We start from the raw sequence: 23252 nt of genomic DNA on the forward strand, positions 1-23252 counted from the left end.
GAGGGCCCGCGGCGCGCAACGCGCCGCGCGTCAAGGGGACTTCGGCGAGTCAGCCGATGAGTGAGTGAGGGCGGGTCAGATCTGACCGGTACGAGGCCGGCCCCGGCTGCCGCGCTTGCGGCGCACCGCAAGGGACGTGTCGCGGCCGAGCCGGGGTCGGTGGCCCGCTTCCGTGTGCCGCGTGCCCGAGGCGTGCCCGCCCCGTGGTTCGCCGGGGCCGGCGGGTACGTCGGCCAGCCCCGCGCGGAAGAGCCCGTGGTCGATGCGGCGGACCGCGGCCGACTCCAGTTCCTCCCTGAGCGGCCCGTCGCGCAGCACCGCACGGGGACCGAGCAGCCCCTCGACCACGGCGAGCGCACCGGTGACGTCACCGTGGCGGAGCCGTTCCCGTACGGCGGGAAGCGCCTCAGGGTGGCGGTGCACCGCGTCGATCGCCCGCAGGCAGGGCAGCGCCGGACCGCCGAGCGCCACCAGCAGGTCCTCTCGGCGGAGTTGGTCCGGGTGGTGATCGACCGCGGTCAGCACCCCGTCGCGCAGCGCGATGCGGTGGATCTCTCCCCGGCACTCCACCCGGTGCGGGTCGCCGGGCTCGGGGGCGCGGCCGGCCACGGACTCCGGGCCGTCTCCCTCCACCGCCGGGGCCACGAGCGGATGCAGTCGCCCGACCGTGATCAGCCCGGCCCGCAGCAGTTCCAGATCCGGAAGAACCCGGGCCGCCGCCTCAGGCAGCACGGGCAGCACCGCGACTTCCTGCGGGGGCAGTGTCTCCCGCAGCGGCCGGAACGTCGGCGCGTGGCTGTTGTCGGGGGCGATGAGTTCGAGCACGGCACGACTGCGCGCACCGAGCCGTACGGTGAAGGCCGCGCGCGAGCGCCCCTCGGCCCGCAACAGCAACTCTGCCTCTGCGGCCCAACTGGCCACTGCCCAGGTGGAGTTGTGGAGCCGGCTGGTGGGCGCCACGGACGGCGCACCTCCGCGTCGCGCCAGTTCGCCGCTCCGTGCCGAATCCCAGAGATGCCGGTGCAGATCGAGCCGGAAACGCCGGTCGGGGTGCGGATGCGGATGGAGGTACGGAGGGTTCGCGGGACGGTCGTTAGCCGACCCCTCCCACACGTCCAGTGACATCCGCTGTCCGGCGTCCGCGTTGGCGGGCGGTGTCCGCACCACGAGGTGCGGCGATGTTCCGCCGCACCTCCCGTAACGGGCCAAGGAGATGGTGAGGCCGGGCCTCAGACGCCCGTCGGGGGCGATCCTGGGCATGTGCCAGCGGAGCAGATCGGGCGCGAGCCTGCGCAGATCCGCACGGATGCGGGTGGCGATATCGGTGCCGTGGCGGTCGCGCACGGCGCGCAGATCGAGGTCGACGTCGATCCGGGCGGCGGCACAGGCCCCCGCCCAGTCACCGGCCGCACGGCGCGCGGTCGCGGTCTCGATCATGGACGGTGGCACGGCGTACTCACGTACGCGCTGCCACATCAACAGGTGGGCCGGAATCTCCTGCGTGAAGTGATGTGCCATCAGCACTCACCTTGCGCGGACGATTCCCCCGATCTCAATGAGAAGAAGGTGTTCATCGCGGGCATCGTAACCACACGGACGACCATCTGTCAGTCCTCTTTCGAACCGCCCGTCCGCGGTCCGGCCCTCCACATACGTCCGACCACGGCACATGCAGCGAGGCCCGCGAAGCTGTCGACTCCATCGATCGCACCCTCACCAGCGCCGAGAAGCTCAAAGATCGTCTGCGTCGGTCGGCATGGCCGCAACCACCACGCGATCACATCCGCAGCCTCCGCGAAACCCTCCACCGGCTGCGCAACCCCGCCCCGCCCGCTTTCAGCACCGCCGCCGGCCAGCCTCATGGACGACGTGCGACCACACTGCGACCGCCACGCCCCAGGAAACACTGAAGGAGAAGGCCCGCAAGATCACCGCTGCCGCGATCAACGAGACGGTGCATACCAAGGACAACCCGGCGGACCTGATCAACGTGGCGCTGGAGAAGTTGGTCAAGGCCCGCCTGAAGCTGTCCGGCTACAGCACGCTGGAGGGGGAAGTTCCCGGACGGGGCGTCAGGGGATCAGGGCAGATGTGCTGGTGCGTCGCGGGGGTGCCGGATCATCGTGGTCTCGGCGCGCGTGTTGGTGGTGGTGCGGGATGCGGGATGCGGCCTGTGGCGTCCTGGCGGCGAAGGTGCGTTCAAAGGCGTGGAAGGCGTCTTCCTGTTTCCACTGCACTGTGGCCTTGGCGCTGGAGGCGAGGAAGTGGGCGCACCGCTTGCTGGGGGTCGGGTCGCCGAGGCGGTTTCCGGCGCACTTGGGGACGGTCTGGTGCCCGTTGCGGTTGCGCCACAGGCTGTGGCCCTTCAGGAAGCCGTACTCCAGGGAGTTGCGGGCCAGGTCCTTCAGCGCCGGGTAGTCCAGCTGGTAGGTGAGTGCGGCTCGTTGGTATTCGCGGCTGATGTCGGTTCGCTCGACGCCTTGGTCGTCGGTGGCCAGGGCGACCGGAACCTTGTTCGCCCGGTACAGCGGGAAGGGGTGAGCCGGGCCCGTGACACCCAGAACCTGCGCGTTGCTGGTGAGCGGGACCTCCACAAGCACATGCCGCCGGGCCATCAGGCGCAGCAGTTCCCGGTAGTTGTCCTCGTGGCGGATGTCGACGCCGTGGCCGATGCGGTCGGTGTGGGCGGTGAGCACCGCGTCGCGGACGTGGAAGCGCAAGTCCTCGGGCTTGACCAGGCCGGGGACGAGCTCTCCCGCGTGCAGGGTGAGGGGAACGTCGGGATACACACCGCGCAGGTAGTTCAGCATGCGCATGTGCAGGCGGTAGTCGGCGACCGCCACCGGATTCTCCTCGGGCCCCACGAGGTTCAGCGAGACGAAGCGGGGGTCGCGCCGGGCCAGTTCGATGCCGAGCAGCATCTGGGCGAAGACCAGTGCGCGCGGTCCGCCTCGGTCGACCTGGGCGATGAACCGCACCGGCAGCGCGCACCCGGCATCGGGGCGGTCGGTATCGCAGTGCGCGGCGGTACGGAACTCCTCGATCATCGAGTCCGTCTCGCTCATCGCCTGCTGGACGACCGCGTCCATGCCGCCGTCAGCCAGCATCTTGTCGCGCATCCGGGCCAGATCACTGTCGTAACCGACCTTGGTGGCAAGGGCGTCAGCGGCGTACCAGGCAGGGGTCCACATGGTCTCGAGGTAGAACTGGTGCTGCTTCGCGGCCGAGGTGGAGACCTGGGCCAGCAGCCGACCGGGATGGAGTCCGCTGACCGCGCCGAACTTTCCGAAGGTGGCGAAGAAGTGGTCGTGGCTGCTCTCGCCCTGACCGGGCGTGAAGTCCTGCATGGACCAGGCACGGATGACCTGACGCCGGAAGGCGGGGTCGGTGAGGGTGTCGGCCGCGGGGCGGGTGTTTCCCGTGCAGGGCGGCGCGCTCGCGGTGAGGGTGGTCGTGTCGATGCAGTAGCCGGCGTCGACGGCGATGCGCAGCAGCAGTTCGGTGGTCGCCGCGCCCGAAAGGTGGTTGTGGAGGTCTGCGCCCTTGGGTAGGGCCCTGAAGAAGGCGGCCAGCTCTTCGGGGCGGTCGCGTACGCCTCGCAGGTATGCCGAGACCCTCGCCTCGGCGCGAGTGGGTCCGCTGGTGTCTTCCTCCGCGCCGGCCTGAGCCGGTTGAGTGGATGTCAGGACGAGTGCCAGTGCGGCACTCAGGACCGGCGCGAGCCGGGCGCTGCGGCGCGGCACGAAGGACGGGACGGAGGGAATCATGCCGTGCATCTTCTGGCAACCGGGCGAGCGGCAAATGCCCGACATGCCGCATGTCACCCGGGCGACGCAAGTGATGTCGTCGACCGGCCTCTCGCCCGGAGCCTCGGGCCGTGATCCATGAACGTCACCCGCAGCCGACTCGGGCGCCCCACCCGCCAAGGCTTCCTCACCCGATCCGGACGCGGCCGCTACAGAAGCGGACTTGACGCACCGGCGCGGAGGTAGGACGCCGCGTCGGACGGTCGCAGCCCGCGGCCGGCGCACGCATCCAACGGCTGGAGAAGAACGGGGCGGAGGCGATCTCGGCGACGGTGTGCCGCCGCTTGCCCTTGGCGTCCTTGGGTCAACGACCACCGTGTGGGCTTCGGCCGGCAGGGCACCAGGCCCAGGGCACGCACGAGCTGACACACCAGCTCCAGGCCGGCGGTCATGCTCCCGCGAGCCAGCTGGGCGTGCACGGGTCGCCCTCCAAGGTCGCGGGCCGCATGCTGCCGACTGCCCAGACCATCCCGGAACCCCTTGATCCCGCCACCCTTGACAGTGGATCCGAGGACTCCCAAACTGGCGGCCAAATCGATCTGACCAAGTCTATTTGGCTCCCCGTCCAAGGCCGGACCGCGGCTGATGTCGAGGCGGATGCGGGCTTTGCCGAACCGTCCGGCGACGGGCCCGGCGCGCACATGTCGAGACGCCGCATCAACGCCTGGTATTCCCCATTGAGTTGCTGCTCCAGAGCCTCCAGCGGCCGCTCGCCCTGGGGCCCGAGCGGCGCCTCCTGACGCCGGACCGGGAAGCTCCACTGCTGGGCCGCCGTGGCGCCCGCCCCATCTGCGCCATGACAAGCGGCGACGGTCGCCCACCCGCATGGAATTGCACCCATGGTGAAGACCCCGGCCGGCGAACCGTCGAGGCCTCACTCGATCGAGGATGCGCACCATCCCCACAGTGTCCCTATCGGGCCGTGCCGAAGTCCTGAGTCCAGTAGCTGTTGGGCCCCGCGAGGCCGATGCCGATCTCCTTGAACGAGCAGTCGAGGATGTTGCGCTTGTGGCCCGGGCTGGACATCCAGCCCGCCATGACCTTCTCGGGCGTGGAGTAGCCGTAGGCGACGTTCTCGCCGTAGGAGCTCCAGGTGTAACCAGCACGCGTGATCCGGTCGCCGGGCGACGACCCGTCGGAGCCCGTGTGGGACATGTTCCGGTGGGATGCCATGTCCTTGCTGTGGTCCTGAGCGGCCTTGGTCAGCTTCGCGTTCATGGTCAGCGGGGAGCATCCGGCCTTGCTGCGCTCGTTGTTGACGAGCGTCAGTACGCGGGCCGTGTCCCCGGATGCCGGTGCGGTCGTAGCAGGCGCGCTCGGAGACGCGGTGGTCTGCGGTGCGCTGGCAGTCGCAGTGCGGCTCTTCGACGCTCCCGCAGTCGGCCCATGCCCCCAGGACGAGCCCGTCCACCGATGGTGGGAGCTCACGTTCTCCCAGTGGCCGGAGGGGTGACCGCCCGCATCAACCTGAGTGTCCATGCAGGCCATGGCGGCGGAGGGCACACCCACGGCTCCTACGGCGATGACAGCGATGGCTATCGGCCGGTGGTACGACTTCCTGCGGTGCTTGCTCATGCGTGACCTCGCTCGGTGATCGCGGAGCGCCCCCCGGGGGTCCGGCTCTACCCAGTTCCTGCACCTGGGCCGCGGAGACGCCTTGCGGCCGTCATTCTTAGAACTGCTGTCGGGGTGCGGCAACAAGCGGCAGTACTACCTCGGCCCGTAGCCATGGACGACTCTTGAAACGGGCGCGCAAGCGTGCTGGTCCGGCTCCCGGAGTGGCGAAGAAGTCCGTTGGTCCGTCAGAAACCGTTGGTCGCCACCCGAACGGGAAAGAGTGTTGAGCGGGTCGAATGCCGCTCGATCCGGCTCGGAGTATTCCTGCCCCAAGACGGATAAAACGCGCTATGCCGTCAAGCCTCGATCTACTATTCGGCGACCTGAAAGCCAAAAGCTTGTGTGGCTTATGTCACGGGACGACGGGTGCTCACCGTCCGGCCCAACGCGACTGCCACCGGCGCGAACTTCGCGGCGTCCACGATGGCCGCGCCGCCCAGGCCGTTGTTGAAGTACACCTACACGTCGTTCTTGGGGGGCCAGGTGACGACGATGCGACGGGGCCCAGGACTTCAACGCCTGGCGGCCGCAGCGCGGCGGGGGCTCCGCGACGCCGCCGTGAACCCGTACGTACCCCCACGACGCCGTACGCCACAGCGGCATCACCGGCGGACCACAGATCTGCCCCAGACAGCGCGCTGGCTTGCCCGGAGCTTCCGATCCGCCTCCCACCACCAGGTTTGGCGGTGACGAGGAAACAGGACCCGCAGCGGTCGAGCCAAGCCACCGGCATCATCGACGTCCCAGTCCACGGCCGCCGAGTCGGCCGTGCGCAGCGTGCGGGACGCCGGCACGCTCGCAGGCCGCAAGCGCCATGTCGGGGTGGATGCCCTCGGCCTGCTCCTGCCGTCCGGGTCACCGCGGCGAGCGTCTCCGGCAACGCCGGCGGCATGCACCTGATGTCTCACATCGCCACCACCAACCCCCGCCCGACCAAGGCATGGGTTGACTCCGGCTACCACACCAACGCCATCGGCCACGGCGCCACTCTCGGCATCGACGTCGACCGGGTGACCAGGTAATTCGATGGCGCGCATCAAGCAGGGTCCGCACGCTGTCACCGTGGCAGAACTCAAGCACCAGATCCGCGCCCACTACACCGACTCCACAGTCATCGTCTACCAGGCATACAGGCCAGAGCTCGGCCTGCCCGCAGCCCGAGAGGGCCGCTTCCCGACGGCCTGGCAGCGAGACCGGATGACGTGGATCAAGCCGTCCTTCCTCTGGATGATGTACCGCTGCGGATGGGGAGCCAAGGAAGGGCAGGAAACCGTACTCGCAGTCGAGATCACCCGCGAAGGCTTCGAATGGGCGCTGGAGCACGCGTGCCTGTCCCACTACGAGCGCGGACTGCACGCCGACCGGGCAACCTGGAAGCGCCAGTTGAAGCGGGCGTCGGCTCGTGTCCAATGGGACCCCGAGCGCGATGTGCATCTGCAGCCCCTCCCCTACCGCGCGCTGCAGCTCGGCCTCGTCGGCGAAGCCGCACACCGCTACGCAGACGAGTGGACAGTTTCCATCACCGACATAACTGGCCTCGCGCACGAAATCCATGGGCACGTTCGGCGCGGCGACCTGGAGACCGCTCAACAACTTCTTCCCCACGAACCCGCCTACCCCGTGCCCGACGGACTCCTGGATCACCTACGCCGATGAGTCCAGTCACCGGTTGAGATGTCCTCTTCAGCTGTCTACCTCCACGAGGAGTGGCTCTGCGTGAACGAACCCGCCGCTACGGACGATCGGCCAGGCTGAAGGCCTTGTGCTTCGGACCGAGGACGGACGCGAAGGCGACTTCATTGTCACCAACGGATCCGGGGTGTTCTCGGCATCAGGGGCAGCGGCACCCCTCCCTTCGGCGCCTGAGGGGCCGACGCCAGGGCCGTTCTTGAGTTAGTTCGAGGACGGTTCACGAGATCTCATCCGATCGCTTCGATCTGGTGGGACCTTGCGGTTTCTGGGGTCACTCGTGAGGTTGGTCGGGGCTGGTCGGCAGTGTCGGGGCTGGTGCGGGCGGTGTCCGGGGGTGAGCAATGCCGTTTCGGGCGTGCGGACTGTGCGATCAGGTCGGGGGTGGGCGGCCGAGCGGCAGCGGCTGGTCGAGGTCTGGTTCCCTCGGGCTGATAGCTGGGATGGAGTGGCCGGAGGCGTGTGGAGTGCCACTGGTCTGGCTCGGAACACTTCGATGATGTTGAGGTGGGTGGCGGCGACCAGGAGGGCGACGAGGACACTCTGAGCGACCTGTCCCTTCGCTGCGGGCCCTGGCGGGCCGCGTTCCGTTCTCGTACGATCCCGCTTCAGGTGGGGGCGAAGACGGGGGTGCGGCCAGTGCGCCGCTTTGCGATTGCTGTGCTCAGCGCAGTCCTGGCGATGACGGTCTCTGGTTGTGCGACGACGGACAGGGGCACGCGTCCGACGGCGCGTCAGAGCGGGACCGCCGGCTCCGGGCCGTGGCGGCCGGTGGGCCACACCGGCAACCCCGGGAAGCTGTACGGCGTGGTGGCCACCGGCGCGCAAGACGCATGGGCGGTGGGAGACGAGAACGACGAGCCGGTCGTCATGCGGTGGCGCGGCGGGATGTGGACAGGTGTCGAGGTACCCGGGCAGCTCGGCCTGAAGAGCCTGCGCGTCGTCGCGGCCTCGGGGCCGGGTGACGTGTGGGTCTTCGGTGCCGCGGGGCTGACCGGCGGCCAGGAGTCCCGAGCGGCGCGGTGGAACGGCAGCCAGTGGACACCTGCCTGGCGTGAGCCCAATTCCTTGGTGGATGCGGCAACCGTCGCGGGGCCCGACGACGTGTGGGTGGCGGCTCGGCGGCCAGGTGGCGACGGCACCTGTCGTTCGTTCCTCCGGCACCATACGGCTGCGGGCTGGTCGGCCGTCGCCCTGCCGTCGGTGGTGTGCGTGCATGCCATGCATGCCCTGTCGCCCCGGGATGTCTGGGCCGTGGGCGAAGGCCGGGGCCGACCGGTAACTCTGCACTGGGACGGGCACAGGTGGCGCACGGTGCCGCTGCCGCCCGCGGTCGCGGGGCCGACCGGAGAGCTGCGCGGTCTCGCCGCGCAGTCACCGACGCAGCTCTGGGCGGTCGGCCGCACGGGTCGAATGGGGGGCGTCGTCGGGCCTGTCGCGGTGCGCTGGGACGGGCACAAATGGATGAGTGTGGTCGGCTCCGGCGTCGCCGGGAAGTTCGTCAATGCCGCCGCCGACGGGCATGGCGGGATCTTTGTCTCCGCATTCTCCGCGAGCGGAGACGATCTGGTCTTCCACTACGACGGCCGGGACTGGTCGAGCGAACATGTCGCCTCCGACCACTCCATCACCGGCCTTGCTGTCATTCCCGGCACGTCCCAGGTCGTTGCCGTGGGCGTCTGCTGCGAAGGCTACGACGAGGACACCAGTGGCAAGATCTGGATGCGCCGCTGACGAACTACGGCTGGTGACCACCCGACTCGGATGCATCAACAGATCACCAAAGGTCTGCGTCCTGGCAGCCCGTCACACCCGTTGCCCACCCCTGGCTTCCCCACCGCACACCCCCCGGAGCGGACCCTGCCGCCACTGACTCCGGGCAGCGATCTCCATCAGAAAGAGCAGCGATCTCCCAGGCCGCTACTCCGCCCAGATCAGTCCTACTCCAGGACGCCCCCCACGTCAGAGGTGACGCAACGTGCTGTACGTCGTCACGAGCACGCCGGCCGCGGCGTTCGTACCTAGGGCGCGTATCGAGTCGTGATCAATCCGCGGGATTCACCCTCGTAACGACCGCTGATCACGCGGCTACGGGCAGTCGCACTGGATGCGCATGCCGGTCAGCCTGTGGGCAGGCCGATCTGGTCGCGTTCGAGTACAGAGCGCAACTCCGAGAAGATCTGTGCGGCGGCCGGTCCTGAGGGACCGCCCAGGACGTCTGCGGTCAGCTCGGCCAGTGTTTTGGTGAAGGTCGCCTCCGCCGCCTCGACGAGTTGCAGGCCTCCGGCGGTCAGGTCCAGCAGTGATGAGCGGCGATCCGATGGATTAGTTCGCCGTATGACCCATGCCTGCTTCTCCAGGCGGTCGATGCCCTTGCTGGTCGCGCCGATCCCGATGGCGAATTCGGTGGCGAGGTCCGCGACCCGGGACCCGGGGTGGTCGCGCAGGAAGCGCAGGAACTCGAACTGCGAGGTGACGATCTCGTGCCGCTCGCGAAGGCGGTCGTTCAGCGCGTTGTAGAGGCGTGTCTCGCAGCGGACGAGATCGGCGAAGAAGCCCGGGAGGTCGATCGGGCCACGGCTTGACTTAGATGCCATGGCATATATTCTAACCTATATGCCTAGGCATATAGTTCTTTGGCATGTACTCGCGATGGAGGCGACAATGAGCAGGCGGCAGCGCGCGGAGATCGACGCGATGGTCCGACGGCCTCAGCCGGAGGCCCCTCGGTCGGTGGAGGAGATCCGCGCCGGGTTCAGGGCGATGATGAGGGAAATGATCGTCCCGGCTGGGATCCGCACCCGGACTGTGACGCTCGGCGATCGCCCCGCGGTGCTCGTCGAGCCGGTCGGCACTCCGAAGGCCGGGACGATCCTCTACTTTCACGGCGGCTCTTACGTGGTCGGTTCACCGGAGACGGCGATGTCGCTGACGGGGAACCTGGTGACCAAAACAGGGTTCAGGGCGTTCTCCCTGGATTACCGGCTCGCCCCTGAGTATCCGTTCCCGGCCGCGATCGAGGATGGAGTGAGCGCCTACCGCGCACTTCTCGACAGCGGCGAAGACCCTTCGGCGATCGCGTTCGCCGGGGACTCCGCCGGCGGCGGCCTCACCGTCACCACCTGCCTCGCCGCCCGCGACGCGAGCCTGCCTATGCCCGCCGCAATCGTGGCGTTCTCCCCCGGACTCGACATGACCCGGACAGGCGAGAGCATGGACACCAAGGCGGGCATCGACCCGTTCTTCACGCGTGAGGGCCTGGAACACACTGGGACCATGTACCTTGCGGGACAGGATCCGCATCAGCCCATGCTCAGCCCCGCCACCCTCGCCGACCTGACCGGCTTCCCTCCGATGCTTCTGCAGGCGGGCACCAACGAAATACTCCTGGACGACTCCACACGCATGGCCACGCGCGCGAGGGAAGCCGGAGTGGACGTCAACCTGGACATCACCGCTGACGTTCCACATGTCTTCCAGGCGTTCGCCGGCGTCCTGGACGAAGCCGACGAGGCACTGGACCGCGCCGCTCTCTTTCTCAGTCAGCACATCCGCACCAGGGGCACGGCACGCACGTCGGCAGGCTGAAGCCCGCAGGCGGTCTCATACGGACCACGGTCCGAACCCCAGGCCCTGGCTCGCCGTTCCTATTCCTGGCGGCCGGCACCCCACCTCGCTCCGAGGGCCGTTCAAGACCCCGGGGGTGCGTTCTCCGTGGGCGGTGGCTCATGCGGGGATGCTAGATCTTCTTACGTGACGCGAGTGCAACTGACCGACAACGAATGGGAGTTCGTCGAGCCGTACCTGCCGATCGGCGAGTACGGCCCGTACCCCGAGCGGCAGCGACAGCAGTTCGAGGGCGTGATCTGGCGGTTCAAGACGGGCGGGCAGTGGCGGGAGATGCCGACCGAGCTCGGCGCCTGGTCGACCGTCCACAACCGCTTCCGGCAGTGACGTGACGCAGGCGTCTTCGAAGCCCTGCTGGACGGACTGATCACCGAGGCCGCGAAGCGGGGTGGGGTGGACCTGTCCCTGGTCAGCGTCGACTCCACCACTGTGCGCGCTCACCACGACGCTGCCGGGATGCATCTGGGCCAGGACGTCATCACCGCGCTGGAGAATGCCGCCGAGAAGGAGAAGGCCAGGCAAAAGGGGGCGACCCCGAAGGACAAAATGGGCAGGATGCCGGGATCGGACCCGAGCGGGAAGAGCGGCGACGCGTCCGACGGCGGCAGAAACTCCGCCTGAAGGCCGCGTTCCTCGGACGCTCCAGGGGCGGGCAGACCAGCAAGGTCCACCTCGTCGCCGACCGGAAATGCCGCCCCCTGGTGTCCGTCCTGACCGCAGGCCAGGCCGCGGACAGCCCGCAGTTCTTCCCCGTGCTCAAGAAGTTACGGGTCCGCGGGCCCGTCGGCCGCCCCCGCGCCCGGCCGGGCGCTGTCGCCGGGGATAAGGCCCTACTCGTCCCGCGGTAACCGGGCCCACCTGCGCAAACGCCACATTTAGGCCGTCATCCCGGAGAAGAAGGACCAGGCCGCCAACCGGAAGAAGAAGGGCTCCCGTGGTGGTCGGCCCGTCAGCCTTGACGCCAACCTGTACAAGGAGCGCAACACTGTCGAGCGTCTGATCAACAAGCTCAAGGCCTGGCGAGGCATCGCCACTCGGTACGGCAAGACCCCGGACAGCTACCTCGCCGGTCTTCACCTGCGGGCCTCGATGATCTGGATCAAAGACCTCACCCGGACCACCCATTGATCACGACTCGATACGCGCCCTAGCGCCGACGCTTCCTCGATCACGGCCTGGAAGGCTTGCGCGACGAGCCAAGGCCAGGTGTTCCGCGGAAGATCAGTGATGCGGATGTCGAGCCAGTCATCGTCAAGACGCTGCAGGAGACACCGAGGAACGCAACGCACTGGTCGACCCGGAGAAGGCTCTGGCGCTGTGTGTGGACGAGAAGGCACAGATCCAGGCACTGGACCGGTCCCAGCCGGTACTGCCGAGGATGCCGGGGGTGCCCGAACGCCGCAGCCACGACTACGTCCGATCCGGCACCACCACCCGGTTCGCCGCACTGGAGGTGGCCACCGGGAAAGTCATCGGCTCGCTGCACCGCCGGCACCAGGCCACCGAGTACAGGAAGTTCCTGGCCAACGTCGACCAGACGGTGCCGGCCACTCCCGAAGTGCACCTGATCCTCGACAACCATGCGACCCACAAGTCGCCCGGTGTGAAGAAGTGGCTGCTGGCCCACCCGCGGTTCCACCTGCACTTCGCTCCCACGAGCGCCTCATGGCGGAACCTGGTGGAGCGATGAACCAGCTACTGATCAGCAGTTGATGGGGGGGTTGCCTGAAGCGACTCGGCAGAAGTCCGACCCGAGTCCGCCGTCGACGGTGCCGGCGTTCGGGCCGACAAAGATGAAGTCGCCGTCGACGCCGCCGAGGATCCTGCCGTTCGCCGTCGTACCGGCGTTGACCGTGATGGAGTCGCCGCCGGCGCCGCCGTTGACGGTGCCGGCAACGATGCCGTTGATGACGATGTAGTCGCTCCCGCCCAAGCCGTCGACGCTATCGCCCACGGCAAGGGCGCCGCAGCTGATGTAGTCGGAGCCTGCAGTACCACTGACGGTCGTACCGGACACGGGACGGCCGTTGACCGTACATGAAGTCAGGGCTTGTGCAGGCGTAGCGGTCAGGGCGAGGGGAGCGGCCACGAGGGCGGCGGCACAGAGCGTACGTATCGCGTGTCTGATCATGTAATGAGTGGTTCATGATGACTTCATGATCGCAATTCTGCGCCATCAGTGACTCCACCGTCCGGGGCAGTCTGCCACCCGGACGGGCCACCAACGCTGACGGACAGGTGATCGGGTTTGCGGCTGGTTTCCAAGGCAGGAGTCCGGGGCCCATCCCGCACTCTCGGGCCGGCCCTTCGGTGTTCGAGAAGGATCCTGCGGGCCCGTAGTGGCACGTCTGTGACACGGCCTTCACTCCGACCGGTCAGGTGGTCACCTGAGTGCGACGCCGCCTCAGGTGGGGGCGCAGGATCACCAGGACCGCGGCGATCACCGCCCACAGTGCGAGGGTGGCCAATGGCTGCACCGCCTGCGCGCCGTGGAAGTAGCTCAGGTCGGTCACGGCGCGGACAGCCGCGCCCGGCGGCAGCAGGGCGGAGACGGCGCGAGCGGCGGAGGGTAGGAGGTCCGGGCCGATGGTGGCTCCGCTGGTGGAGTTGCCGACCGTGAGCAGCAAAAGGGTGGCGACCGGCACGCCGACCGGGCCGAGGTAGGTGCCCAGCAGCTTGGTGGTGAACGCGGCTGCCGCGGCAAGCAGGGTCAGGCCGAAGGCCAGCGGTATCACCGGCGCGGGCACCGCCCCGAGGATGGGTCCGGCGATGACGGTGGCGACGATACCGATGGCCACGGAGGCGCCGGACAGTAGCCAGAAGCGGTGGCGCAGGCGCAGATGGTTCGCGAGCCCGAGGGCGTTCTGAGCGAGGACGAAGCCGGCCAGGGTGACGCCGAACGCCATGTAGAACCCGGCCAGCCCACGGGAGTCGAAACGGGCGAACGGGACGACGTCCACCGTGGTCAGGCGCTGGCTCGACCCGTGGGCATAGGCGCCGATCAGGCTCTTGACGGCCGTCGTCGTCGACTGCCCGTTGGCCCCGCCGACCTCCAGGCGCAACTGGTCGGAGTCCGCGCGGCCGCTGAGCGCGGCCACGACATCGCGGCGCTCCAGTTCAGCGCGCCCTGTGGCGGCGTCGGCGACAGGGTGGACATCGACGCTGTCACCAAGGACCTGGCGTATCTCGCCCGAAAGCTCCTGCCCGGCGACAGCCACTGGCACCCGGTGGGGCTGGGGGTTGCGCTGGAGTCCGACGTAGCAGCCGACGAAGGCCGCCACGACGACCAGGGCGATCAGGGCCGGCTGGAGCCAGAGCCGGACCGGTGGCGCGGTCGAGGAGGAGGCGGTGGTGGTGGTCAGGTCGGCTTCGGCGGCCGGGCCGAGGCGAGTGGCCATGAAATGTCTCCCGTGAAGGGGGCGCGCCGTTGGATGCGGGGAGGGAAGCGCCCAAAATAGATGATGCGTGTGATCTAAATAGCCACTGTACGATAGATGTCGTCCAACATCCAAAAGGAGGTGCCCTATGGGGCGCGTCTCACATGTACAGGCACAGGCGAACCGCCAGCGGGTCGTGGAGCGGGCCTCGCAGCTGTTCCGCGAGCAGGGCACGGGCGTGAGCGTCGCGGATCTGATGAAGGCGGCCGGCCTGACGCACGGCGGCTTCTACAAGCAGTTCGCCTCCAAGGAGGCTCTGATCGACGAGGCGGTCATCCACGCGCTCCGCGAACTGGCCGAGCACCACGCTCGAGGAGCACGAGGGGCACCGCGTCGGGGCCCAGCAGACCCTGATCGACGGATACCTGTCCGTCCGGCACCGGGACAACCCCGCCTCGGGCTGCCCCGTCGCCGCGCTCGCCACCGACATGGCCCGGCACAGCGGCGACCACGGCGCACACCGCACCTACACCGAAGGGGTACAGGACTTCACCCAGCGGCTCGCCACTGACGACGAGGACGGCATCGCCCGGCTGTGCACCATGCTCGGTGCCCTTGTCCTGGCCCGCGCCACCAAGGACTCCCCGCTGTCCGAGCAGATCCTCTCCGCCGCCCGCACCGCGCTGTCAGCCGCCCCGCAACCACGTGTCTGACATCCACTGCTGACATCAACGACGCCGGACGGGGGCGTACGCCAGCGCCTGTGTCCGGGCACCGCAGTTGCCAGCAGCAGCTGGACTGCGCTCGGACCGAACCCCTAAGCGGGTGTGGCAGGTTCGAACCCTGCCGGGGCACCAGCGAAAAGGGCACCTACGGATCTCCTTGAGTTCTAGCGGTGGTTGCAACACCCCAGCTCTCAGGGGTGTTCGATGGAGTTCGAGGTCCGTCCAGAGCGTACGAAGCCGCAGGGCCGGAAGAAGCTGACGCGTGAGCGGGCCGCATACTTCCAGCTCATGGCACAGGGCTACAGCAACAGGGAAGCCTGCCGGATCGTCGGTGTCGACATCCGGACCGGCAAGAAGTGGCGCAACGGTAACCACGCGCCGGGCAAGGGCCGCAGGCCACTGCCTCCCGCACCACGGGGAGCGGTCGTCTGCGGCCCGTCGCGGTATCTGCGCGAGGACGAACGCATCCACATAGCTGATCGGCTGCGGGAGAAGGCCACGATTCGTCAGATCGCCGCTGAGCTGGGCCGCAGTCCGTCCACGATCAGCCGGGAGATCCGCCGCAACCGCACCGTATTGCACGACTACGGCACCTGGTATTACCGGCCTCATGCTGCCCAGGCCCGCGCCGACGCACGAAGGCCCCGCCCCAAAGACCGCAAGATCAGCAGGAGCGGGGAACTACGAACGGCCATCCAGGAGATGCTGGATGAGAAGTGGAGCCCCGAACAAATCTGTCAGGCTCTGCGGACACGCTTTCCCGACCGGCCGGAGATGCATGTGGTCCACGAGACGGTCTATCAGACCCTCTACCTGCAGGGTCGCGGAGAACTCCGCCGTGAACTCGCTGGAGCTCTCCGCAGCGGTCGTGCTCGCCGAAAGCCCCGCCGGCAAGCCCAGCAACGGCAACCTCGCTACAGCCATCCCATGGTCATGATCAGCGACCGCCCCGCCGAGGTGGAAGACCGGGCGGTGCCCGGCCACTGGGAGGGCGACTTGATCATCGGGAAGAACAGCGGTTCGGCGATCGGCACCCTGGTGGAGCGCTCCACCCGCTACGTCATGCTCCTGCACCTGCCCGCCGACCACGGTGCCGAAGCCGTCCGAGACGCCCTGACGAGCACGGTCACCACGCTGCCCTCCCACCTGGCCCGCTCCCTCACTTGGGACCAGGGCAGCGAGATGGGCCGTCACCACGAATTCACCCTCGCCACCGACATCCCGGTCTACTTCTGCGACCCGGCCAGTCCCTGGCAGCGCGGCTCGAACGAGAACACGAACGGCCTGCTGCGGCAATACTTCCCGAAAGGCACAGACCTGTCCGCCCACACTCCCGAACACCTCCGCGCGGTCGCCGACCAGCTCAACCGCCGCCCACGCAAAACGCTCGGCTGGGAAACCCCAGCCGAGCGCCTCGCTAAGCTCCTGGCCACAGCCAGTTGATCAACCCGTGTTGCAACGACCCCTGGAATTCGCCCTCCGTAGGTGCCCTTTGGCATCCGACTCCGGCCTTGAAGGGTCAGTGATTCGCGGGCCGGAGCGACTTCCCCAATGCCACCCCGGCGGGGGCGTTGCCAACGGGGATCGGGGAGCCCACGACCGCGTTGGTCCTGGTGTCGATCACCGACACGCTGTCCGAGCCGGAGTTGGCCACGTAGGCGCGACCGCGGAGGGCGTCGGTGGCCACCCAGGCGGGGCCGTAGCGGACGGGGATCGGGGAGCCGACGAACGCGCTGGTCCTGGTGTTGATCAGCGACACGGTGTTCGAGTCGGAGTTGGTCACGTAGGCGCGACCTCGGAGCCTGTCGACGGCCACCCCGGCGGGGCCCTTGCCGACGTGGATCGGGGAGCCCACGACGGTGTTGGTCTTGGTGTCGATCACCGACACGGCGTACGAGTGGGCGTTGACCACGTAGGCGCGACCGCGGACGCTGTCGACGGCCACCCCGGCGGGGCCCTTGCCGACGTGGATCGGAGAGCCCACGACGGTGTTGGTCTTGGTGTTGATCACCGACACGGCGTCCGAGCCGGAGTTGGCGACGTAGGCGCGACCGCGGAGCCTGTCGACGGCCACCCCGACGGGGCCCTTGCCGACGTGGATCGGGGAGCCCACGACGGTGTTGGTCTTGGTGTTGATCAGTGACACGGTACCCGAGCCGCCGTTGGCGACATAGGCGCGACCGCGGACGCTGTCGACGGCCACCCCGGCGGGGCCCTTGCCGACGTGGATCGGGGAGCCCACGACGGTGTTGGTCTTGGTGTTGATCACCGACACGGTGCCCGAGCCGGAGTTGGCGACGTAGGCGCGACCGCGGACGCTGTCGACGGCCACCCCGGCGGGGCCCTTGCCGACGTGGATCGGGGGGCCGACGAACGCGTTAGTCCTGGTGTCGATCACCGACACGGTACCCGAGCCGCCGTTGGCGACATAGAGGCGATCACTGCGCAGGTCTTTGTGCGGCGCTGCAAAGGCGTGAGGAGCCGTGGCGGACAGGAGGGCGATGGAGAATGCCGCCAGGATGACGCTCAACCAGTCGAGCCACTGGCGCCGTGCGCTACGGCGTGGAGATGCGGGGACGTCGCCTGGCAGAAGCTCAGGGAGAGTTCGGGACATTCTTCCTCCTGGCCGGTCGACTCTTGGGGGCCGTCATGATGAGTGCGACGGCTGAGCATCAAAGAGCGTCCACGACCGTCACAGCACATCCTTCGGTCCGCCACGGTGCTCCGCCAGCCGGACTGCGCTGAACGTGACCGCTTGCCGGGACCTCTCCCCCTCAGGCATGCTCCTGCCCGGCTTTTGCCAGACTCCTGGACTTCAGCGGTGGCGAGCCGCCTGTCGGCTCCTCAACAGCAGGTCAGAGCCGTGGTCCGTCGGAAAGGCGCAGGCCACCAGGCAGGGTCATCAGTTCTTCGACACGACGCGGCCAGGACCAGAACCGCTAGCAACCCCACTCAAGGGTCCGGCAGCTCGATGCCGGGCCCTTTGTGGTGTGGCCGGGGTAGTAGGGAACGTGGCATCGCCCCGGCACAGGAAGCGCCCGGCGGTCAACTACTGCCCTGATGGAGAGTCCGCAAGGTCACCCGGGAGGTGGCACCGAAGGGAGTCTGTCCAGACCTGCCCTGGAGTTCGGCGGCGAGGCGGCGGATCGCGGGGAGTCGGGCGAACAACGCCTCCCCTGGGCAGTCGGTGGCAAAGCCGTCGCGATGGCCGGAGATCGCGTTGAATGTGGCCGAAGTCCCCTTGGTGTAACGGCTCTTGTCATTCGTGGATGTCAGCCGCACCTTGCTGGTGGGATCGATGCCGCGCAAGCCGAGTTTCCAGGCGGCGAGGGCCGCGATCCCGCGTTCCATGGCCGCCGGCACCGGCGTCCCTTGTCCGAAGGTGCCGATCGCCGCGATCCCCACGGTGCCCTGGTTGAACCCGATGGCGTGGGAGCCGATGACGGGGCGGTCGGTACCGCCGGCGCGGCCTTCGTAGATGTTGCCGCATCTGTCGACGAGGAAGTTGTAGCCGAGGTCTCCCCAGTTCCGGTCACGGGTCTGGCCCGTGTACAGGTTGCGCAAGGTACGCGGGACGTCCGCGCACCTGTAGTCGTTGGGAGTGTCGGTGTGGTGGATGAAGATCGCCGCAACCCCTTGCGCGTAGTGGGCATGGGGGTCGCGCTTGGTCTCGTCGGCCCGCCACTGCGAACGCGACACGATGACGGGTCGATGTGCTCCGTGAGGGAATAGCACGGGCGCCGCTCCGAGGGACGGGAAGGTCCGAGCAACAGCGCCAACCGGCTCCGTAGCCGCTTCGGCCCGCCATGCCGATGGAAGAGATCTCGACTTTGTCCCGCTGATGGCGGCGGCCTTCGTCATTCCGGCCGGTGCCGCCACGAGAACTGCCATAGGGACCGCTGCCCACAGTGCTATTCGATGCAGACGCACAGGAAAACCTTCTTTGTCTCCCCGACAGGACGGATGCAGCACGTACGCCCAACAGCTTTGCGGGCGAAGACTCGCTGCGCGCGCTGGGTTACGGCAGTCAGGCGAGCCCCCCACGGTGACCCACAACGGCCAATGACGACCGCTCCCCCGCTGGCCAGAGCAGCACTACGGTCTCGCATCCAAGGTGGCGAGACCGCGACATCAGTTCTTCGACATTTAAGAACGCCGCAGGTCGGAGCGGGTTTTCCGCTCTCCTTGGCCGTCTGTGGGCCGTCGGCCGTGCTTTTCCGCTCTCTGGAAGGCACGGCCGACGGCCTTTTCCGTAAGTGCCGCTCAGCTTGCCGCTTGCGCAACGCGGTTCGTGCCAATCTAGGTCGCGAATGGCTCGAACGGCGGTGCGGGGAACCCGAGCGCGTAGCGCCTTAAGATCCGCTCGTGGCAGATATTGAGTTCCCCGACGACCTGATTGAGCGGGAACGTGCCGCCTGGGAGCAGATCCCGGCGGGCGCCCCGACCGTGAACACCGCGTTCGCCGTACAGCAGGCCGTGAGTGCCTTCGCCGCTGAGGTCGGGGAACCGCGGATCGATGTCGAGATGGCGCTCAAGCGAATCGTCCGCCACCCCGAACCCGAAGCGGCCTGACAGCAGAGCGCCCGCCCCTGATGCAGGGACGGGCGTTGCACTGCAGCCACCAGACGCGGATATCGCGCCGCCAGCCTTACGGCGTGGCTGAGTCTGCCGAGCAGATGACAGATGCCGAAACCGACACCTGCTCAGCGGTGTTGTTGTGGACATTCACGCCCCATGCGTCTGCGCGGCCGTCGCCGTTGACGTCGCCGGGCGTCGAGAAGGTGACACTCACATTGGCGTCGACGGGCATGACGTTGTAACCGCCCCCGGTTGCGACCTCTCCGGTATCGCAGTACGCCGCAATGAACGCCGTTCCGTTGGCGGGCACAGGAACCGCACTGCTGCGCACGATCCGGGACGACGTCGCACCACCGTTGCCGCCGCCGACGGCCGGGGGAGTGGGGTTGGACTGCGTGGCGCTCTGGCTGCAGCTGACGTTCTGGGTTCCGGTGAAGGTGTTGCCCTGGCCGACCTGACCGGCCGGGAAACAGGCGAGCGTGAGCGAGGGTGCGCCGGCAAGTGACACCAGGCTGCCGTCGTCCTGGGCGTGCGCGGCGCTGGCACCAAGGGAGATGGCTGCCGTGGCGGCAGCACCGATCATGGCGATGGTCCGGGCGAGCCTCACGTGGGGGTCCTTACGGCTACTGGAGGGGGTGGGACCGGCTGCTGCCTGTCCCAGTCGCCATTGACAACCGTCCGTCGCCCCGGCCAGTCACCCTGCGCCATCCAGACAGACCACCCTGGAGCAGGCACCGACAGAGGCGAGGTCTATACCTCGTCACCGGGCCACCGCTGGAGGACGCGCTCCTCCCCGTCGTCACCTCGCTCGGTGAGGACGATCCGCGCGCCCGCTACGCTGCTGTAGGTGCCGATCCACGAGAGGTCGCCCTCCAGTCGCGCGGTCAGGCCACCAGCCCTGCATCACACGGCTCCGTCGGAGGTGAGGGTCAGTCGGCAGCGTTCCGGATCATCCACCCGAGCACTGTGTCACGGCCGCGGTGGCAGCTCGTCGACGAGGACGGCCAGGGCGACGCCGGCCTCGCGGGCGGCGTCGCGCGGTACGGCCACCGTGTCGGCGAGCGGCACGACCGGCCGGCTGCGGTCGACGGTGGCGAGCGTGCAGTCCCGGCAAAGGTCGAGCCAGTGCCGGCCATGCTCTGGGGTGTCGATGATGCGGGTGGAGCGGGCCGGGGTGCCGCAGTTCGCGCAGGGGACACGGCGAGCCGACCGAGACCTTCTCTGACCTCGGGGAAGCAGCGCACCGACCGCTCGACGCCAACGACGTACTCGTGCCAGAAGTCGCCCGTGTCGTCACTGAGACCGAGTGTCACCCCCAGGCTCACGAAATCATCCGGGTGAGCCGGCTCGTGGAGCCGATCGCAGATGACAGCCGCCGCCTCCTGGGCGCGAGCGCGCGAAGCCACGAGCCCAGTCCTCACGGGCCGCCCTACGGTCGATCAAGGTGTTGCCGAAGGGGCCGTTCGACCGGCCCTAGGCAGCGCTTTTCATCCACGCGATGAGCCGGGCCCACCGGCCATCCCTTGGCCTGCCTGGATTCGGCCCCGGCGGAGTCAGCGGCTCCCGTGCGCGTACCGGTTTGCGCTTCCCTGGCTCACAGATGCACCGCTGCGGTGTCGGCACGCCGGCGAGTACTTGCTCCACGTGCCCTCCGCAGCCCTCGTAGGTCACCTTCCGGCATGACTGGCAGACAGCACGTTGACACATGGGTCTCCTTCCTTCGCGCCCTCGTTAACGACCAGTAATATCAACAGTTTCGTCACAGCCCAATTCATGCTTTCGCCATAAGTGAAGCCCACGTGTGCACAGCCTCCACGGAAGCATTACTTCTGCACGCAGAAAGGCCGACCATGCGGGCGCGGTACACCCGATATTGCGTGATATTTCGCGCTCGGCGATGTCAAGCGGGTCCGGCCGTGTCCGGAATTGCTTGCGATACCGAAACAGTGGTTGCATCACGCCCGGTCGAGGCAGGAAGGCACTGCTCCGCACCGTGACAGGCCATCAACGCGCTTTCGGCATCGCCGACATGGGCGCGTCGGGGCAAGAGACCGAGAACGGCAGCCGCCCCTCATAAAACGGGTGGTGTGCGCCGGTCAGAAGGGAGCGACGTGGGTTGCTCGCACACCGCAGGATGCCCCCTTTTCCCCTTGCTCAAGGCGAGTTTGCAGGGGTGGCGCGACTATTACTGCGACAGCGAGGATCAATGGCTCGGCTGTGCGCGCTACCAGGTGTCACTCACCGGCGAGCGCGTGCCGATCAGCCTGCTGCCCAATGGAGCCCGCGCACGCCACCTAGAAGACACGGCCGAGGGCGCGGACCGGTCCAGCGCCGCCGGACCTGAGCAGGGGTCCCAGCAGGCTCGTCCCCCCCAGCCCAATCCTTGGCAGCAGGAGAACCCGTCCTGGTCGCAGCCGGCACCGGCTTGGCCGGCAGAGCCGTCCGAACCTGTGACCACGGCATCGGATGCTGCGGCTCAGTTCGGGCCGGCGTCCCCGACGATCTCGGCGTCGCATTACACGCCGTCATCGTCCGCACGGGCTCCCCGGCCCGCAGAGCGTCCGCCCAGACGCGCTGGGCAGAGCTCCAGACCAAAACGCGGCCTCTGGGCTCGATTCACCGAATGGATGGGAGGCCCCGCATGAGTGGCTACTGGCCCTGGTGGGCCGGCGCTGCCGGGCTCGCTCTGATCACCATCAACTACGCCCTCACCACGGATCGGTCGTTCGGGGTGTCGTCCGCGTGGGATCGCGTCCTGCACTGGCGCAGGGAGCGTCGGCTCGAGCGCATGGACGAGGAGTTCACCGACGAGCGAGCGCTCGCCGAGGCTCTCGCCGTAGCGACGGCGGAGCACTTCGGCACCGACTACGCCGCGCCCACCGTGCCGCCGGTTCCGTACGGCACGTCACAGCCGGTCCATACGGACGTCGAACCAACGGTGAATGAGGACACCTCGGCCCTAGCCCCGGCCCCGCTGGTCACCCAGGCCGCCCTGCTGGTGTCGATCTTCCTCGGCGGGTTGATCGCTGCGGTCACCTCCGGGAAGTTCCACCTCCGCTTCGACATGGGCCCGGGATTCCGGGACGTGGTCACCGCGAATCCGATCACCATGATCGTCCTGCTGTTCATCGGAGGCGTGCTGGTCGGCTTCGGAACTCGGCTGGCCGGTGGCTGCAGTTCCGGCCACGGGCTCAACGGCTGCGGCCGTCTGCGCCCGGTCAGCCTGGTCGCGACCGCCGTGTTCTTCGGCACCGCCGTCGCGGTTTCGTTCCTTCTGTGGAAGGTGATCTGATGCGCACCCGAGGCGCGATTTTGCTGGCCAACATCATCACGGGACTGGCTCTCGGTTACACCGTCTCCCGTATCGGCTTCGGCGACTACGCCGAGCTGAACCGCATGTTCACCTTCCAGGACCTGCGGATGTTCTTCTCCTTCGCGGGTGCCGTCGGGATCATCGTGTGCGCGTTCGCTCTGCTGCGGATCCGCCGCACTCCGGGGCGCATCCACGCGGGCGTGATCCCCGGCGCCGTGCTGTTCGGAACCGGCTGGGCGATCTCGGGCGGGTGCCCGGCGATCCCGATCATCCAGGTCGCCAGCGGTTACGTGCCCGCGCTTGTCACCATCGTCGGCGTCATCGTCGGTATCCGACTGTGCCGCTGGGCCAATGCCCGCTACTTCCACCTGGACCGCGGCTCCTGCGGCCTGTAACCGAGGCCGCCCCACCGAATCGTGCTCGCCCTTCGCATCCCGCGCATCAGTAAAGGGCCCTGCCAGCGTGGCCTCGCTCAAGGGCGAGCACGGTCTGCCTGCGACCAGACTCGCTCCGCCCATGT

At 68.1% G+C, this 23252-nt stretch carries 17 protein-coding genes and 3 pseudogenes; 11 read left to right on the forward strand and 9 right to left on the reverse strand.

What is annotated here, in order from left to right:
* Positions 1–75: 75 nt before the first annotated feature.
* The 3 genes from OG456_RS02540 to OG456_RS02550 all read right to left on the reverse strand — a co-directional run bounded on the left by OG456_RS02540 (position 76) and on the right by OG456_RS02550 (position 5381).
* Positions 76–1518 carry a hypothetical protein gene (locus OG456_RS02540; RefSeq protein WP_266556812.1) on the reverse strand — a complete coding sequence of 481 codons (1443 nt, stop codon included), beginning with the start codon at positions 1516–1518 and terminating at the stop codon, positions 76–78.
* 554 nt (positions 1519–2072) lie between these two features.
* Positions 2073–3767 (reverse strand): adenosine deaminase, encoded by a 1695-nt coding sequence (locus OG456_RS02545; protein ID WP_266556814.1) that lies wholly within the window; start codon positions 3765–3767, stop codon positions 2073–2075.
* 951 nt (positions 3768–4718) lie between these two features.
* Positions 4719–5381 (reverse strand): CAP domain-containing protein, encoded by a 663-nt coding sequence (locus tag OG456_RS02550; protein ID WP_266556816.1) that lies wholly within the window; start codon positions 5379–5381, stop codon positions 4719–4721.
* 932 nt (positions 5382–6313) lie between these two features.
* On the opposite strand from OG456_RS02550, the gene OG456_RS02560 reads away from it, so the two are divergent.
* The 3 genes from OG456_RS02560 to OG456_RS02570 all read left to right on the forward strand — a co-directional run bounded on the left by OG456_RS02560 (position 6314) and on the right by OG456_RS02570 (position 8846).
* On the forward strand, positions 6314–6445 hold the full coding sequence (locus OG456_RS02560; RefSeq protein ID WP_266556818.1) for a hypothetical protein: 132 nt from the start codon (positions 6314–6316) through the stop codon (positions 6443–6445).
* A 40-nt stretch (positions 6446–6485) separates the two neighbouring features.
* Entirely contained in the window at positions 6486–7079 is a 594-nt protein-coding gene (locus tag OG456_RS02565) for a DUF4291 domain-containing protein (protein ID WP_266556820.1), read from the forward strand.
* Positions 7080–7793: 714 nt separating this feature from the next.
* On the forward strand, positions 7794–8846 hold the full coding sequence (locus OG456_RS02570; protein WP_266556822.1) for a hypothetical protein: 1053 nt from the start codon (positions 7794–7796) through the stop codon (positions 8844–8846).
* Positions 8847–9232: 386 nt separating this feature from the next.
* On the opposite strand, the gene OG456_RS02575 is transcribed toward OG456_RS02570, so the two are convergent.
* Positions 9233–9709: a MarR family winged helix-turn-helix transcriptional regulator gene (locus OG456_RS02575; protein WP_266556824.1), complete on the reverse strand. Its 477-nt coding sequence runs from the start codon at positions 9707–9709 to the stop codon at positions 9233–9235.
* A gap of 67 nt (positions 9710–9776) precedes the next feature.
* Between OG456_RS02575 and OG456_RS02580 the strand changes: the two genes are divergently transcribed.
* From OG456_RS02580 to OG456_RS02590, 3 genes and pseudogenes are all read left to right on the forward strand, one after another.
* Complete coding sequence (locus tag OG456_RS02580) at positions 9777–10700, forward strand: alpha/beta hydrolase (RefSeq protein ID WP_266569005.1); 924 nt, start codon at positions 9777–9779, stop codon at positions 10698–10700.
* Between the two features lie 165 nt (positions 10701–10865).
* Positions 10866–11867, forward strand: a pseudogene (locus OG456_RS02585) (IS5 family transposase).
* 23 nt (positions 11868–11890) lie between these two features.
* Positions 11891–12426: pseudogene (locus tag OG456_RS02590) on the forward strand (IS630 family transposase); the annotation flags it as partial.
* A 15-nt stretch (positions 12427–12441) separates the two neighbouring features.
* Here OG456_RS02590 and OG456_RS02595 read toward each other — a convergent pair.
* Complete coding sequence (locus OG456_RS02595; protein ID WP_266556826.1) at positions 12442–12828, reverse strand: hypothetical protein; 387 nt, start codon at positions 12826–12828, stop codon at positions 12442–12444.
* A 286-nt stretch (positions 12829–13114) separates the two neighbouring features.
* Positions 13115–14137, reverse strand: coding sequence for a hypothetical protein (locus OG456_RS02600; RefSeq protein ID WP_266556828.1), 1023 nt, complete (start codon positions 14135–14137; stop codon positions 13115–13117).
* A 127-nt stretch (positions 14138–14264) separates the two neighbouring features.
* On the opposite strand from OG456_RS02600, the pseudogene OG456_RS02605 reads away from it, so the two are divergent.
* Together OG456_RS02605 and OG456_RS02610 are read left to right on the forward strand one after the other, a co-directional pair.
* Positions 14265–14829 (forward strand): annotated as a pseudogene (locus tag OG456_RS02605) (TetR/AcrR family transcriptional regulator).
* A 216-nt stretch (positions 14830–15045) separates the two neighbouring features.
* Positions 15046–16284 (forward strand): IS30 family transposase, encoded by a 1239-nt coding sequence (locus OG456_RS02610; RefSeq protein WP_266556830.1) that lies wholly within the window; start codon positions 15046–15048, stop codon positions 16282–16284.
* 76 nt (positions 16285–16360) lie between these two features.
* Here OG456_RS02610 and OG456_RS02615 read toward each other — a convergent pair whose 3' ends face one another.
* On the reverse strand, positions 16361–17371 hold the full coding sequence (locus OG456_RS02615; RefSeq protein WP_266556832.1) for a YncE family protein: 1011 nt from the start codon (positions 17369–17371) through the stop codon (positions 16361–16363).
* 515 nt (positions 17372–17886) lie between these two features.
* Positions 17887–18540, reverse strand: a complete 654-nt coding sequence (locus tag OG456_RS02620; RefSeq protein WP_323136279.1) for a peptidoglycan recognition protein — start codon at positions 18538–18540, stop codon at positions 17887–17889.
* A 666-nt stretch (positions 18541–19206) separates the two neighbouring features.
* Between OG456_RS02620 and OG456_RS02625 the strand changes: the two genes are divergently transcribed.
* Positions 19207–19413, forward strand: a complete 207-nt coding sequence (locus OG456_RS02625; RefSeq protein ID WP_266556834.1) for a hypothetical protein — start codon at positions 19207–19209, stop codon at positions 19411–19413.
* A 76-nt stretch (positions 19414–19489) separates the two neighbouring features.
* On the opposite strand, the gene OG456_RS02630 is transcribed toward OG456_RS02625, so the two are convergent.
* Positions 19490–20026 (reverse strand): hypothetical protein, encoded by a 537-nt coding sequence (locus OG456_RS02630; RefSeq protein ID WP_266556836.1) that lies wholly within the window; start codon positions 20024–20026, stop codon positions 19490–19492.
* Between the two features lie 2034 nt (positions 20027–22060).
* Here OG456_RS02630 and OG456_RS02635 point away from each other — a divergent pair.
* Both OG456_RS02635 and OG456_RS02640 read left to right on the forward strand, forming a co-directional pair.
* Entirely contained in the window at positions 22061–22711 is a 651-nt protein-coding gene (locus OG456_RS02635; RefSeq protein ID WP_266556838.1) for a YeeE/YedE thiosulfate transporter family protein, read from the forward strand.
* Complete coding sequence (locus OG456_RS02640) at positions 22711–23127, forward strand: YeeE/YedE thiosulfate transporter family protein (protein WP_266556840.1); 417 nt, start codon at positions 22711–22713, stop codon at positions 23125–23127. Before OG456_RS02635 ends, OG456_RS02640 begins: the two co-directional genes overlap by 1 nt.
* The last annotated feature ends 125 nt before the right edge of the window (positions 23128–23252 follow it).

The organism is Streptomyces sp. NBC_01446 (assembly GCF_026340095.1).
Taxonomy (GTDB): domain Bacteria; phylum Actinomycetota; class Actinomycetes; order Streptomycetales; family Streptomycetaceae; genus Streptomyces; species Streptomyces aureus.